At 42.0% G+C, this 13208-nt stretch carries 14 protein-coding genes and 2 pseudogenes; 5 read left to right on the top strand and 11 right to left on the bottom strand.

Annotated elements, in window-relative coordinates; translation table 11 throughout:
• The first annotated feature begins 146 nt into the window (after nucleotides 1–146).
• A complete protein-coding gene (locus RAC86_RS26535) occupies nucleotides 147–407 on the top strand; it encodes a hypothetical protein (protein ID WP_003234883.1) in 261 nt (86 codons plus the stop codon).
• A gap of 40 nt (nucleotides 408–447) precedes the next feature.
• Here the strand turns inward: RAC86_RS26535 and cypC are convergent, their stop codons facing one another.
• A complete protein-coding gene (gene cypC, locus RAC86_RS26530) occupies nucleotides 448–1701 on the bottom strand; it encodes a CYP152 family fatty-acid peroxygenase CypC (RefSeq protein ID WP_377886195.1) in 1254 nt (417 codons plus the stop codon).
• Between the two features lie 172 nt (nucleotides 1702–1873).
• Here cypC and blaOXA point away from each other — a divergent pair, with 172 nt between their 5' ends.
• Nucleotides 1874–2677 carry a class D beta-lactamase gene (blaOXA, locus tag RAC86_RS26525; protein ID WP_377886194.1) on the top strand — a complete coding sequence of 268 codons (804 nt, stop codon included), beginning with the start codon at nucleotides 1874–1876 and terminating at the stop codon, nucleotides 2675–2677.
• 26 nt (nucleotides 2678–2703) lie between these two features.
• On the opposite strand, the gene RAC86_RS26520 is transcribed toward blaOXA, so the two are convergent.
• From RAC86_RS26520 to RAC86_RS26505, 4 genes are all read right to left on the bottom strand, one after another.
• Complete coding sequence (locus RAC86_RS26520; RefSeq protein ID WP_003234886.1) at nucleotides 2704–2895, bottom strand: DUF5370 family protein; 192 nt, start codon at nucleotides 2893–2895, stop codon at nucleotides 2704–2706.
• A 16-nt stretch (nucleotides 2896–2911) separates the two neighbouring features.
• Nucleotides 2912–3160, bottom strand: a complete 249-nt coding sequence (csgA, locus tag RAC86_RS26515; RefSeq protein WP_024571599.1) for a sigma-G-dependent sporulation-specific acid-soluble spore protein CsgA — start codon at nucleotides 3158–3160, stop codon at nucleotides 2912–2914.
• A 112-nt stretch (nucleotides 3161–3272) separates the two neighbouring features.
• Nucleotides 3273–4661: an amino acid permease gene (locus RAC86_RS26510; protein WP_015252942.1), complete on the bottom strand. Its 1389-nt coding sequence runs from the start codon at nucleotides 4659–4661 to the stop codon at nucleotides 3273–3275.
• A gap of 317 nt (nucleotides 4662–4978) precedes the next feature.
• Nucleotides 4979–6163 (bottom strand): DUF4885 domain-containing protein, encoded by a 1185-nt coding sequence (locus RAC86_RS26505; RefSeq protein ID WP_377886193.1) that lies wholly within the window; start codon nucleotides 6161–6163, stop codon nucleotides 4979–4981.
• Nucleotides 6164–6294: 131 nt separating this feature from the next.
• Between RAC86_RS26505 and RAC86_RS26500 the strand changes: the two genes are divergently transcribed.
• Both RAC86_RS26500 and RAC86_RS26495 read left to right on the top strand, forming a co-directional pair.
• Nucleotides 6295–7152, top strand: a complete 858-nt coding sequence (locus RAC86_RS26500) for a hypothetical protein (RefSeq protein ID WP_377886192.1) — start codon at nucleotides 6295–6297, stop codon at nucleotides 7150–7152.
• Between the two features lie 85 nt (nucleotides 7153–7237).
• A complete protein-coding gene (locus tag RAC86_RS26495; protein WP_024571602.1) occupies nucleotides 7238–8008 on the top strand; it encodes a serine/threonine protein kinase in 771 nt (256 codons plus the stop codon).
• Here RAC86_RS26495 and RAC86_RS26490 read toward each other — a convergent pair.
• From RAC86_RS26490 to RAC86_RS26475, 4 genes and pseudogenes are all read right to left on the bottom strand, one after another.
• Nucleotides 7993–8252: pseudogene (locus RAC86_RS26490) on the bottom strand (hypothetical protein). The gene RAC86_RS26495 and the pseudogene RAC86_RS26490 overlap by 16 nt on opposite strands.
• 58 nt (nucleotides 8253–8310) lie before the next feature.
• Nucleotides 8311–9297 carry a two-component system sensor histidine kinase YbdK gene (ybdK, locus tag RAC86_RS26485; protein WP_017694961.1) on the bottom strand — a complete coding sequence of 329 codons (987 nt, stop codon included), beginning with the start codon at nucleotides 9295–9297 and terminating at the stop codon, nucleotides 8311–8313.
• Nucleotides 9294–9965, bottom strand: a complete 672-nt coding sequence (gene ybdJ, locus RAC86_RS26480; protein WP_003234895.1) for a two-component system response regulator YbdJ — start codon at nucleotides 9963–9965, stop codon at nucleotides 9294–9296. The genes ybdK and ybdJ overlap by 4 nt, the downstream gene beginning before the upstream one ends.
• A gap of 1 nt (nucleotide 9966) precedes the next feature.
• Nucleotides 9967–10944, bottom strand: a complete 978-nt coding sequence (locus RAC86_RS26475; protein WP_015715154.1) for an alpha/beta hydrolase — start codon at nucleotides 10942–10944, stop codon at nucleotides 9967–9969.
• Between the two features lie 130 nt (nucleotides 10945–11074).
• On the opposite strand from RAC86_RS26475, the pseudogene RAC86_RS26470 reads away from it, so the two are divergent.
• Nucleotides 11075–11224: pseudogene (locus RAC86_RS26470) on the top strand (MerR family DNA-binding transcriptional regulator); the annotation flags it as partial.
• Nucleotides 11225–11327: 103 nt separating this feature from the next.
• Here the strand turns inward: RAC86_RS26470 and RAC86_RS26465 are convergent.
• The gene (locus RAC86_RS26465) at nucleotides 11328–11681 is read right to left on the bottom strand and encodes a hypothetical protein (RefSeq protein ID WP_029317260.1); all 354 of its coding nucleotides are present in this window, start codon (nucleotides 11679–11681) and stop codon (nucleotides 11328–11330) included.
• A 207-nt stretch (nucleotides 11682–11888) separates the two neighbouring features.
• The gene (locus RAC86_RS26460; protein ID WP_377886191.1) at nucleotides 11889–13061 is read right to left on the bottom strand and encodes an MFS transporter; all 1173 of its coding nucleotides are present in this window, start codon (nucleotides 13059–13061) and stop codon (nucleotides 11889–11891) included.
• Between the last annotated feature and the right edge of the window lie 147 nt (nucleotides 13062–13208).

The raw sequence follows: 13208 nt of genomic DNA, 5'->3' as shown, positions 1-13208 counted from the left end.
CCTTCCAATACAGGAATGAAGTCACTAATTTCTTCTTAAATGGAATTTACTGTGAATTCCAATGATAAAAACACAATAGGTTTAGCTATTTCCAAAACGGGAATGATACAGGAAACACTATTCTTAAAATAGAAAGGAGTATCACCATGAAACAAAAGCTGTTACTTTCAGGTCTCGCTGTTTCAACTGTCGGCATCACTTCTTATCTATTAAAAGACCCGTCAAATCGCCAAAAGGCAAGAGAATTCATTCACAGCATGAAGATGAAAATAACAAAACAGCCCGACATGGAAACGTTCCCAGTTGATAAAGCCGGCCACCCGGACCCGCAAGATATCGAGGACAACAAAATGGTATCAGAAGGTTCCATGTATCCCGTCCAATACTACGATGAAAAAAAGAAGTAATCAAAAAGCTCTCTTCGATAAAGGAAGAGAGCTTTTTAATTTACCTTTTTCGTCTAATTCCGCTCATTACAAAGCCGCTTTCAGGCAATGACGGCATTCTGGCGAGACTGTAATGCAGTGATTGTTCCGGAACATCGTATTCAATCTGATGGACGAGGAAATCCAGGCTCGCTTTCATGACTTCAATTGTAATGCCTTCCCCTGGACAGCGGTGGCCTTTCTCGGCGTGCCCCCCGCCTTGAGGAATCATATCAAACGGATTTTCTTCCCGCTCCGCAAATCGTTCAGGCCGGAATTCATCGGGATGATCCCATAGACGAGGGTCGTGGTTCGTTCCATATACATCAAGCAGCACCGATGTGCCCTTCTTAAACTCACAGTTATTCCATACAAAATCTTTTTTGACAAGCGCCCCTAAAAACGGACCGAACGGATAATATCTGCGGACCTCCTGCACAAACATTTCTCTTTCCCGGCTGTTTCCAGACCGCAGCCATTCCTTATATTTCGGATGCTCATGAAGCGCCAAAGCTGAAAACACCAGAAAGTAAGAAATGGCGACAATAGGCCGCAATACATTAATCAGCTCAATGGCTGCCATGCGGGAATCCAGCTGGCTTCCATCTTCTTGTGTGTGAAAAGCCATTTCATGCAGCGCTGTTCCGGGAGTCGTTTTCAGCAAGCCGGCACGAGCATCTTCAATCATGACTTCAATCCACTCTTCCGCACGCGGCCTTGCTCTTCTTCCCTTCCAATGCCGCGGTCCCACAGCACCGAACGCGTCGACCATGTCAATGAAGTCATCCGCTCTCTCTTTGACTTCCGTTTCCTTCAACGGAACACCTGCCCAATAGCACGCTACCCGGCATAGGATTTCTTTTGCTTCTTCAAATAACACAACCTCATCTGCCTTCTCCCATCTTGTGACTGCTGCTTTCCACTCCTCTGTCATCAACTCAGCCAAACGTTTTTGATGCGGCGGTGTCATTAATGATAGAAAAAGCATCTTCCGATGGATATGCGCGCTGCCATCCATTCCCTGAATCGCATTAACACCAAACAGCGATTTCTGCACCCGCTTAGGCAAAGCGTTCTGCCGCTGGAATCGATCCGTATCATAAAACACCTTCGCCGCCTCAGCGCCAGTCATGCAAATAAAGTTTTTTCCCAACAAACGGGCCTGAAACAGATCTGAATTGTAGCGCTCTGTTCTGTTTTTAATAAATAAATACCCTTCCTTCAGCAGTATCAGGCTGTTATCGAGACTTTTGTCATGTGGAATCTGCTCATTCATCCGCTTACCCTGCCTTCCTTTTTACCCTCTATTTTCACGTTATCTTCCGAATATAAACCCAGTAACAGTATTTGTTTACAAAACCAAATTTAAGCGCTTTTTGATTATTTTTTAAAGGAAGAACAAACGAAAGAGAGAAAAGGTAGTTAATCAAAACGAAGGGGAGAACAAAATGAAAAAATGGATATATGTTGTGCTTGTGCTGAGTATTGCAGGGATCGGCGGCTTCTCCGTCCACGCAGCATCATCTGCTCATGAAAAACACTTGAATGTCAACAGAATGAATGTCGATGACGAATTCAAGGATACGGATGGAACCTTCATTCTTCACGATTTACAAAAGGATCAGACATTTGTCTATAACAGAAAATGGGCAAATCAAAGACAAACTCCGCAATCCACCTTTAAAGTCGTGAACGCTTTAATCGGTTTGCAGGTCAAAGCTGTAAGAGATGAATACGATGTTAAACGATGGGACGGGGTCAAGCGTGAATTCGAATCATGGAACCGCGACCATACGCTGGGCTCGGCCATGCGCGAATCCGCAATCTGGTATTATCAGGCATTAGCGCGGGATATCGGTGAGGAAAGGATGAAATCGTGGCTTCATAGACTATCTTACGGCAACGAGGATATCAGCGGGGGAATCGACCAGTTTTGGCTGCAAAGCTCGCTTACAATATCTCCGCTGGAACAAGAAACTTTTTTGGAGAAACTGGCTAAAGAGGAGCTTCCATTTGACAAGCCGGTAATGAAAACCGTCAAGCGCATGATGATTCAAGAGGAAGGCGATCATTACACGCTCTACGGGAAAACCGGAACCCGCCTGACTGATATGGGATTAGGATGGTTTGTCGGATTCATCAAAACAGAGCATGGCTCTTATGTCTTTGTCACCAATGTCGATGATTCCGGCACAAAAGCCAAAAACATCACCGTGGATATCCTGAAAAAGTATGGCCTGATCACATCCTAAATAAAAGAGCCCTGCACGGCAGGGCTCTAAATCTCATGCTCAAAACAATAATGATTCACAAGCTCTTCAATCAAATCATGATCGGGATATTCCCCGTTAAATTCAAATTCGATTTCTTCCACAAATTCTCCTTGATGGTACACATGGATGGCTCCGTTTTGACGGACAACGCTAAACTCCGGCTGAAATGTATATCCGCTTCGTTCAATTGCTCCCATTTCTTACCCGCCTTTCTCAAAGCAGTAATTCATACACCTCGTTTAATTCCTTGGCCCGTTTTTGATCCTGTTCATTCTGGGCATACTTAATTTCTTTTTCTAATACATGGTTCAAAAAAGACATTTCATTATCATCTAAGTCTTTTACAAATTCCCCTTCATTTGCATAACGCTTCGCCAGCATCTTCTTGCAAATACGCTGGCAGACTTCATTTTCTAGATGATTCGAAAGTGATTCGCGCAAATAACCGAGTGTAACATCCATTTCATGAACACCTTTCCTTCTGCTATCTTTACCCTATAGCTTGCTAAAATAGGGAAAATCCATACGCGAAAAATAAAAAAAGAGACATCCGTGAATGTCTCTTTTTTTATCGTTATTCAGCTGCTTGTTCGCTTTTTGTCAAATTGGCCTGCGTGCGTTTGCCAATCCCAAACACATAATAACTAATGACCACAAGCGCTAAGAAAATTACGCCTACAATCAGGGAGATACGAGTATCATCGTTAAACCACATGCCAACCAGAACCATCAGCAAGAAAGCAATCGTCAAATAGTTTGTAAAAGGAGCAAACGGCATTTTGAATGGATGTTTATCTAATGCAGCGCCCTTCGCTTTTCTGAATCCGATATGGCTGATCAAAATGATAAACCAAGGAATCATCCCTGGGAGCACGCTTGCGCTGTATACATAGACAAAGATCTTCGGCGGAGCGATATAGTTCAGCACAACGCCGACAGCCAAACCGATCAGTACCGCAATTGTGCCATACAGCGGCACACCATTGCGTGAAATCTTCTTAAAGAATTTCGGTGCTTGTCCATTGACACCCAGTGTATACAGCATGCGGCCCGCGCTGAAAATACCGCTGTTACAGCCGGACATTGCAGCAGTAATCACGACAAAGTTAATAATGCCGGCCGCTGCCGTAATTCCGATTTTCGAGAACGTAGACACAAACGGACTTCCGAGTGAGTTGAGCTCATCCCAAGGATACACCGTCACGATCACAAAAATAGCACCAATGTAGAAAATCAAAATACGCCAGATAATACTTTGAATCGCATTTCTTAGCGTGTTTTGCGGGTCCTTCGCTTCACCCGCTGTAATCCCGATCAGCTCAACTCCTTGATAGGCCGCAATGACAAGAGACAGTGCAAAGAAGAAACCTGAGAAACCTCCTGCAAAGAAGCCCCCGTGAGACCACAGGTTCGACAAACCGATCGCATCTCCGCCGTTGCCAAAACCGAAGAAAATAATTCCGATTCCCGCAATAATCATCAAGATAATCGTCACGATTTTAATCATCGCAAACCAAAACTCAAATTCCCCAAACGACTTAACAGAAATTAAATTCGCCGCACCAAGAATCACCATTGCCACGATACCAGGTATCCAAGCAGGCAAATCCGGGAACCAATACTTCATATAAGAACCGACAGCGATAATTTCTGACATGCCGACGATAATCCACTGGAACCAGTTGCTCCATGCTGTTATATAACCTGCCATCGGATGAATATATTGATGGCCGAACGTCGCAAAAGAACCTGTGCTCGGCTCGACATACAGCATTTCACCCATCGCACGCATAATAAAAAAGATAAAAATTCCGCATATTGCATAAGCCAGAAGGACAGATGGGCCAGTCCATGAAATCGTGCTGGCAGAACCCATAAACAAGCCAACACCGATTGTACCGCCCAAGGCGATCATCTGAATATGGCGCGCGCCCAGGCCCCTCTTTAATTCTTTATTTGCCACTCCTCTTCCTCCTCCTAACAAAATACTCATAAATGAGAAAACAGCAGACCTGCTTGCCTTCACATGAATCAGTGATAACAATCAGAAAATTCAAACTTAAAATTGTTATATAATCTCCTAAATTACTTATTTCATCATAATAAATTTCTCTGGAAAATACAATTGTTTTTTTCAGGTAAACACCTTTGTTCAGAGTTTTGAATCGTTCACTTCTTTTAAAATCTTTTATATAAAAATAATAAAATTGTTTGAATATTGAAATTAATATACCCCTTAGATTCTCATAAAAAATAAGCTGTTCTACATGAACAGCTTACTTAATAATTCACACCCGTTTGACGCTTTAATGCTTCAAGCCACCCGGTATCTCCGGTCCCATAGCTCTTGCTTTGTCCCACATCTCTCAGAAATCCATTGCTGTAATCAATTGATAGGATGAAATCCGGAATGGCATTATACCCGGCTTCCGCGATTTTACTGAGCTCTGAACGATAGTAAGATATAGCATAAGAAGCCGTTTGTTTCTGCACTGGATCTTTTTCAAGCTCTTCCTTATATACATCTAATAAGTCACGTCCATCAGGCGTGATATACCGCCCATCAATCACTTCTAAATCCTTCAATTGATAGCCTGTGACTTCGTACATCTCACGAGCTGCCTGATACTTTTGATAGGCCTCTTCGGAAAATTGTGTTGAATCACTGCTTTGGCTTTTCATGATGTGCAAAAATAGTTCTTTGCTGTTGTCTCCAGATTGCAGCACTTGCTCAATTTGCTTGATCAGATCCTGATCGTCTGTCCCGCTCACCCGCACCTGATAGTCAATCGGTGTGATTGTAAACGTCAGCTCTGTCCCCTCTGGAATATAAATATGGTTTCGATTCAACAGCACTTGCAGCTGCTGGTTAACCTGTCCCCGCTGATACACCTTTTCATTCTCAGCTTCCACTTCCCCATGAAATGTGACATTCCGAAACGCAGCATCCTGAAGGTTATAGTTTTGGGCCTTGCCTTTGAATAGCCATTCTGTTTCATTATCGTAAGCGGCCTGTCTTTCTGCAGCTGACAGATCACTTCTGAAATAAGGAGACTTTGAATTTTGGTACTTATCCTTAATATAGCCTAATGGATCAGACTTTGTTTTATTAATCGCATTCATCCTGCTGTATTTTTCATCTAGTATTTTGATTCTGATATCACTCTCAGATTCATAGGGGTTTTGGGATTGAATCACTGTTTCTTCCCCTGTGTCTGTCACTGTTCGATCATTCGCTGATTGATACACTTTGCTGAACGTCCCGCTGTTTCCCGACACGCTGGTTTTAGAATAATTGAACTGATTGATTCCCCCAGTTGAAGATTGTGACTTAAGCCTGCTGTATGCCTTTTCCAGAACTGCCGCTGGATTTTCAGTCGCATTCTCCCGTTTGGCAGGCGCATTCTTGCTCAATATGTTCTGTGCCATCAGCTGAGTGCGGATAAATTGCCGATTCAGACGCATTGAATTCCCTCCCGAGTATTCTCTCTTATTCTTTTTTATCGGCAAAGATAATGTATATATTAACCTCAAAAAACATTTATTTACACCTAAATCGTTATTATGTATGATGGAAATAAAAGGAGGTTGTTTGCATGGTGAAAAAATGGCTTATTCCATTCGCTGTTATGCTGTCTGTCTTATCCACCTTTACGTATTCGGCATCAGCTGCCGGAGTCACTGCTATCACAGGAAACAATTCATTTGATACCGCAATGCCGATCGGTTATTGGAAATATAAAAATATCGATACAACAATACTGGAAGCTGGTCAAGATGAAGCCTATTTCACTTTTACGGCTAATAAGGGAGAAAAAGTATACGTGAGGAGTACATACCAGAGCGCGTATACAGGGATGAAAATTGAAATTTATGATAAGAATAGAATACCTGTTTCTCAAGGGACAGAAGTCATTAACCCTAATACGTTTTCTTCTTTTATTTATGCAAATGCAGATGCCCAAAACACGACGGATACCTTTTATGTGAAAGTGTCACGAGGCACCTATACTGGAAACATGTACTTTACGCTTTCAATTGAAGACCGAATCAAATCAGGCAGCGGAACGTTCCAATTCAGCGGCGTTGCTGAAAATAAAGGAAATACAAGCCTTAGCCCCTCAGGTTCTGACTCCAGCGTGATCAAGGTTGATTTAACAAACCAATCCGGGATACCGCGTGATGCCATTGTAACCAGAGTTCAGACAACCGCCACTCAAACACCAAGCCAGGGAAATACACGCCACCTGATCATGACGAACGAAAACAACGAATGGCGCCGTGCTCTTGTAAACAGCTCGACTTCAGGGTCTTATGATATCTCTTTGTCAGATCAACTCAGTGTGGCAAAGGTATGGAGTTTTAAATATAATACATTAGCGACAGCCAGATCGACGATGAGCAACGTAAAAGCAAAAATAGATTATGAATACGACGTGACAAAGCAGTTTTAACTTATACCGAGCCGGTTATCCGGCTCTTTTTTATTCTCAGTCTAGAAGGTAAACTATAGTCAGTACAACCAAGGGAAGTGCAGACATGGCATTAAAACTTCTAAAAAAACTGCTATTTGACCGCCCTCTAAAGAACGGCGTTATCTTAAATCATCAATACAAAATCGAAGAGTGCCTCGGTATGGGAGGCTACGGTTTGGTTTATTTGTGCACCGATATCCTAACTCAAACACCTTATGTCTTAAAACAGCTTCGGCCGACAAAAGCGAAAAAGGAAAAAGAAAAAGTCCGGTTCCAGCAGGAAATAAAACTTCTCAAAAGCATTCACCACCCGCAAATTCCGGGCTTCATAGATGAGTTCATCATAGACGGACAGGCTTATTATGTCATGCAGTTCATTGAGGGAGAGAATATAGAAGAATTATTATTTTTTCGAAAACAGCCGTTCACAGAGCTTATGGCGTTACAACTGATTTCGCAGCTGCTTGAGATTATAGAATACCTGCATGATCGCCTTATCTTCCACAGCGACATCAGAACGCCTAATATCATCATCAATGACGGCAGGCTCTGCCTCATCGATTTCGGCCTTGCCAAACAATTGACTCCTGAAGAAATGGAGGAAATAAAGGTACGAAAACAGGATGACTTCTTCGATCTCGGAGAAACGCTGTTATTCCTGCTGTACTCTCAATATAAAGGAAAAAAGAAGAAAAACGGCACTTGGCTGGAGGAATTAACACTGACAAAGGAAGTAACCTTGCTGCTGAAAAGATTATTGGGCATTGAGGAAGAGTATCAGCACACCGCTTCCATTCGCGAGGATCTAAACCGGGCCATTCAATCGGTCACATAAAAAAACCCTTGTCCCAAAAGCGGAACAAGAACTTTTTTGGATTAACTGCTGCTGTAGCTCCGGCGTTTGTAACGATGACTGCCGCCATAACGGTCGTAGTGTCTTCTTTTGCCCGAGCTGCTGTAGCTGCGATAATGTCTGCGCCGGCTGCTGCTGTAATGCCGGTGTCTGCGATATCGGTCACTAGAACTGCTTGAGAGGTACTTAATCGTTTTGATGATTTTTTTAAACATATGCTGTTCACCCCATTTCTTTCTCCCTATTATATAAATTTTATAGGAGAAAGAAAAACATCAGCGGGGTCACTCTTTTGAAAACAAGAACCCCGTTCCGCTATCATTTGTATGCAGCTCATAAGTAATCGCAAGCAGCCTGCATGTATCCTCAATAATCTTTAATCCAAGTCCCTCACTGCTCTCATTCCGATCAAATCCAATACCGTCATCACGAATAAAAACATTGTCATGTTCAATCGTGACTTCCATCTTTTCAGCTTTTGAATGCTTTAACGTATTTTGAAAAATATTATCAAACAGCCTTTGCATCCATAACGCGTTGCTCATCCATATCACATCTTGATCTGCCGCCTTATAGTGCAGCTCAATCCCACTCATACTGTATAAATAATCCCACTTTTTCACCGCTGTTTCTAATAGCTCGTTTAGACGCACTTCTTCATTTACAATATAAGAGCTTTCCAGCGTCTCAGCGGAATATAGATTGAATTCATTGGTTAATTCCGAGATATATTCGATTTGCTGATACAATGATTCGAATACAGCCTGACCATGACATTGGTCTTCCAAATAAAATAACTGCAGCCTGAGAGCCGTTAAAGGTGTATTAATGTCATGCCGCAGTTTTTGCAAAAGCTCCTTTTTGATTTCCTCTTGCTGTCTCAGCTCCAGTTCACGATATGTCGTCCGTTCAATTAACAAATTGACCGACTTGATCAGTTCCCCGATTTCATCAGCACGCTTCACTTCAATTTTATCGGGCACCCTTTGATCACTCGCCAAATGCCGAATGGTTTGATTTAATAGATTGATTTTATGCAACAGAGAATGAATCGACTTTGAAAATAAAAAAGCTAACAATAAGAGCGATATCAAAAATACAACGATCATTGCCGGGTACGCAAACGACCTGTGAAAGGGCATACCATGATTCATCGGTTTAAACATGCTGTCATAAATAACAGACATCAAAACACTGACCGCCAGCAACAGCATCGGAACACTAATGACAGCCGTAAACAATAACAACTGATATTTTGTCTTGAGCTTCATTTCTTCACAACGGTATTCAGCCGATACCCTTCTCCATATATATTTTCAATCATCTCACCCGCTTGATCATTGATTTTAGCTCTGATTTTTTTAATATGCACATTGACAATATTCGGGTTTCTATCTTCGAGCTGCCATAGATATTCAAAGAAATGTTCCTTTGTCAGGATACTGTCTCTATTTTCATATAAATAAAAGAAAATTTTCCGCTCAATCGCAGTAAATAATACCTCATCATGCAGGCTTTCATTGAACACTTTTTTCGTTACCGCATCAATATACAAATGTTTGATTTGCGTAAAGGTCCCATAATGATGCTCAAGCATATTCCGCATTCTTAATAGCAGCTCTCTCGGATCAAAGGGCTTTACCATATAATCCTCGCCGATCTGCAAACCTTGAAGCTTGCTGTCCATGTCATTGCGGGCTGAGAGAAAAATAACCGGAATGCCCAGCCCCAGCTTTTTGATTTTTGCAGACATTTGATACCCGTCTTCACCCGGCAGCATCACATCCATAATGACCAAATCCACCTTCTGAATCACCGAAAGCACATCCGCTCCATCTGTTTTCCATATCACACGATATCCCTCACGCTGCAAAATCTTTTGCAGCAAATCACCAATCATCACATCGTCCTCAACGATTAAAATACGATAACCCTTCATCCTAGCGAACCTTTCTCATAAACTCCATGGAAAGTTTATATATTTGATCAGGCTGATATAAATAAATACTGTGTGTTCCCCTCAGTTCCTTTATATCGGCAGTATTGAATTGAGCCGCAAACGCTTCATAGTCTTTTCGGTTTTGTATAGCATACTTTGAATGTCTATTTTGGTCAGAGACCGCATCTAAAATCAAGACGGGAGTTTCCTTTGGCGCCGGCAGATTCACAGATTTGCTGCCGTTTTGGTAAGACTGTAAAAGCTCATGCTCCATATCTGCATTAAAAAATTGCTTAAAGTTAATGGCTTTATAGATTTCTTTTTCTTCATCAGTTAAAAACGACTGCCGAATCACCTCAGGATTATATACAGCGGAAGGCATAAACCGATGAAAACCAATCGAGGTTAACAGGTGGAACCCTCTCACTTTCAATCTGTCAACTCCGCTCAATTTATACGTGACGTACTGCTGGGGCAATCCAATATCCATCGCAATAATGGCCTTGATTTCCTTAGGATATTTCTGTGCCCAATACATCGCTTCAATCCCGGATATCGAATGAGGCATTAAAATATAAGGAGGCTTATTTCCGCTTTTCATAAGCGCTTTCCTCGTCTGTTCCAATACTGTATCAATATCTCTGTCATCGTGAGACACTTCACTGTATCCATAACCTGCCCGATCTACAACAGCAATCTTATTTTCTTTTGAAAACTTGCTGTACAGCCCCTTCATTTCATAAGCAGGCGCAGCAATCCCCGAACCGGACATAAACACAAACGTATCCTTCCCGCTTCCCTCTTGATACACATTCATCTTTTTCCCGTCAACATCGACTACTGTGCCTTTACCTTTCAGCAGTGCCGCCTCCTTATTTAGCTGGAAATGGTGATAAATAAATACCGAGACGGATACAAGCAAAACCAAGGCAGCCAAGCTGACAAAAACAATTTTTAGGACTTTCCATAATGTTTTCATATGATGCTCCTTTCACGTGATACTGAAAGGATACAATATGAAAATAAATTTCTGATTAACTTTGGAACAGTTTTATTTTCACATTTAACTTTGCCCTTACGGAAAGGTGTACATTTGGAGCATAGAGGTGATCACTCGGCTATCGATCGGCGAATTTTCAAAGATATGCAAAGTATCAACAAAAACACTGCGATACTATGATGAAATCGGACTCATCCACCCAGAAGACATTAATCCTGAAATCGGAAGGTCTATCCGCAAAGTCCGAGAATTTCTTATACGCAGCCTTCTCCAACCGAGAACGACATTGAGAAGGCTACCGCTTATATCAATCTTTCACAAAACATAATTCAGGGGTATTTAATCTATTTATTCCTATTTATTCACACAACAAAGTCACCACAAAGCTTTTTCTCTTCTTCCTGCTCGATAAACAGATAATTTTCAGGACGGCCCAAAACAGAAAAAAGTGCCAAAAGCAACTTCCAACCTCGAAGCGGACTTCCGCATCTAAACTTCAACACTTCTCCTTCCGCTAAAGTAAACCTCAAAGTTGGGCTTGTACACCAAGCAATCTTCACTTGAATAACATGCTCACCAGGCGGTAAATCAATTCGCAGCCTTCCTCCATCTTTGATAGTTCCCATCTCAGCCCCATCAATTAGCACTGAATACTCTCTCATTTTGTTGATGTACTGCGATGTCCTGCTCATTTCAATGTACGTCTTTTGATTCACGATGACACATCCTCAAAGTAATGATCTTACAGGCGAGAAGCGCTAGAACCCTTCTGCCATACCGTTATTTCCCTTCCTAGTATATTATAACTTGCTGTGCTTCTGCTCTCCGTCGGCAAAAATCCCTTTCAGCTTCAGTGTGCCTTCTACTTGAGCCTATAAAAAAACACCCGCTTGTATAACGAGCGGATGTTAGATCTTTCGAAATTATTGATTGATATCTTTTAGCGCTTGTTTCGGTTGCGAATTGAAAATCAGCAATGATGCAATAATGGCAATCATAACCCCTAACGCACCAACCCAGGTAATCGAGGCCAATGATATGTTTTCCACAAAAACCCCTCCTATTCCTGCGCCGACCGCCATGGCGAATTGCATCATTGACTGATTCATGCTAAGCAAAACACCAGACATTTCCGGTTCTATTGTAGCCAGGTGAAATTGCTGTGTCGGACCGGTGGACCATGCGGCAAACGACCATAATATGAGAATCACCAACACTCCGATATAGGAATGAGTAACAAGTGACAGAAGAATCAGTGTGACGATATGCAACGTCATCCCACCAACGAGTGTAAAGGGTACTCCCCATTTATCGGTGCTATATCCCCCAAACTTTGATCCAACCAAACTGGCAATTCCAAATATAAGCAAAACACCGCTAAGCAACTTGCCGTTTATACCTGAGATGTTCAAGAGATACGGTGACAAATAAGTGTAAGCAACAGAATATCCCCCGAGCCAGAAGAAAGTGATTGATAATCCCATAGCCACTTTCCGTTTTTTGAAAAGAGCAAGCTGTTGAAGCAAAGGCACAGGCTTATCCCCTTCAGTATGCGGAAGAGTAAAGAAAATAACGACCATTGCGATCAATCCCAACAAAGCAATTGCTCCAAATACAGACTTCCAGCCTAATGCTACTGCCATCATTCTTCCAAGCGGAACACCAATGATTAAAGAAGCGGTAAATCCCATCACGACCGTAGCGATGGCACTTCCCTGCTTCCCTTCCGATGCAATCTTAGCGGCAATCGTTAATGCGGTGACAACAACCACACCTGCTCCCATCGCCATAATGATCCGCGCTGCAATAAACCATCCATAACCAGGCAGTACAAAAGCCAGGACATTACCGAACACAAACAAACCTAGGGCATACATCATCAATTTGCGTCTATCCATACTTGCTGTCAACGCCATAAGTACGGGTGTAGAAAGAGCATATACAAGTGAGAAAATGGTAATAAGCTGGCCCGCGGCAGCTAAAGTGATCCCGAGAGTATGAGCAATTTGATCCAAAATTCCGGAAATGATGTACTCTGAGGTTCCAACTAAAAAGCTGACAATGGCTAAAATATAAATTTTCCAAGTGTTAGACATAAAACATTCACTCCTTAATTATTAATAAACATATCACGAATTATCGATATGTTATTATAAAAAATAAACACATCGTAATATGTCGATATGTATGGTGTAAAAATAAACATCTTTTGATGTTTATTTTTATATCTCTGTTTTAAGAAA

Source organism: Bacillus sp. LR_5, assembly GCF_042709275.1.
This window is presented reverse-complemented; position numbering and strand designations above follow the sequence as displayed.

What these genes read in the sequence shown, in the direction of transcription:
- RAC86_RS26535 (WP_003234883.1), top strand. Translation starts at nt 147, where the DNA reads ATGAAACAAAAGCTGTTACTTTCAGGTCTCGCTGTTTCAACTGTCGGC.
- cypC (WP_377886195.1), bottom strand. Translation starts at nt 1,701, where the DNA reads ATGAATGAGCAGATTCCACATGACAAAAGTCTCGATAACAGCCTGATA.
- blaOXA (WP_377886194.1), top strand. Translation starts at nt 1,874, where the DNA reads ATGAAAAAATGGATATATGTTGTGCTTGTGCTGAGTATTGCAGGGATC.
- RAC86_RS26520 (WP_003234886.1), bottom strand. Translation starts at nt 2,895, where the DNA reads ATGGGAGCAATTGAACGAAGCGGATATACATTTCAGCCGGAGTTTAGC.
- csgA (WP_024571599.1), bottom strand. Translation starts at nt 3,160, where the DNA reads ATGGATGTTACACTCGGTTATTTGCGCGAATCACTTTCGAATCATCTA.
- RAC86_RS26505 (WP_377886193.1), bottom strand. Translation starts at nt 6,163, where the DNA reads ATGCGTCTGAATCGGCAATTTATCCGCACTCAGCTGATGGCACAGAAC.
- RAC86_RS26500 (WP_377886192.1), top strand. Translation starts at nt 6,295, where the DNA reads ATGGTGAAAAAATGGCTTATTCCATTCGCTGTTATGCTGTCTGTCTTA.
- RAC86_RS26495 (WP_024571602.1), top strand. Translation starts at nt 7,238, where the DNA reads ATGGCATTAAAACTTCTAAAAAAACTGCTATTTGACCGCCCTCTAAAG.
- ybdK (WP_017694961.1), bottom strand. Translation starts at nt 9,297, where the DNA reads ATGAAGCTCAAGACAAAATATCAGTTGTTATTGTTTACGGCTGTCATT.
- ybdJ (WP_003234895.1), bottom strand. Translation starts at nt 9,965, where the DNA reads ATGAAGGGTTATCGTATTTTAATCGTTGAGGACGATGTGATGATTGGT.
- RAC86_RS26475 (WP_015715154.1), bottom strand. Translation starts at nt 10,944, where the DNA reads ATGAAAACATTATGGAAAGTCCTAAAAATTGTTTTTGTCAGCTTGGCT.
- RAC86_RS26460 (WP_377886191.1), bottom strand. Translation starts at nt 13,061, where the DNA reads ATGTCTAACACTTGGAAAATTTATATTTTAGCCATTGTCAGCTTTTTA.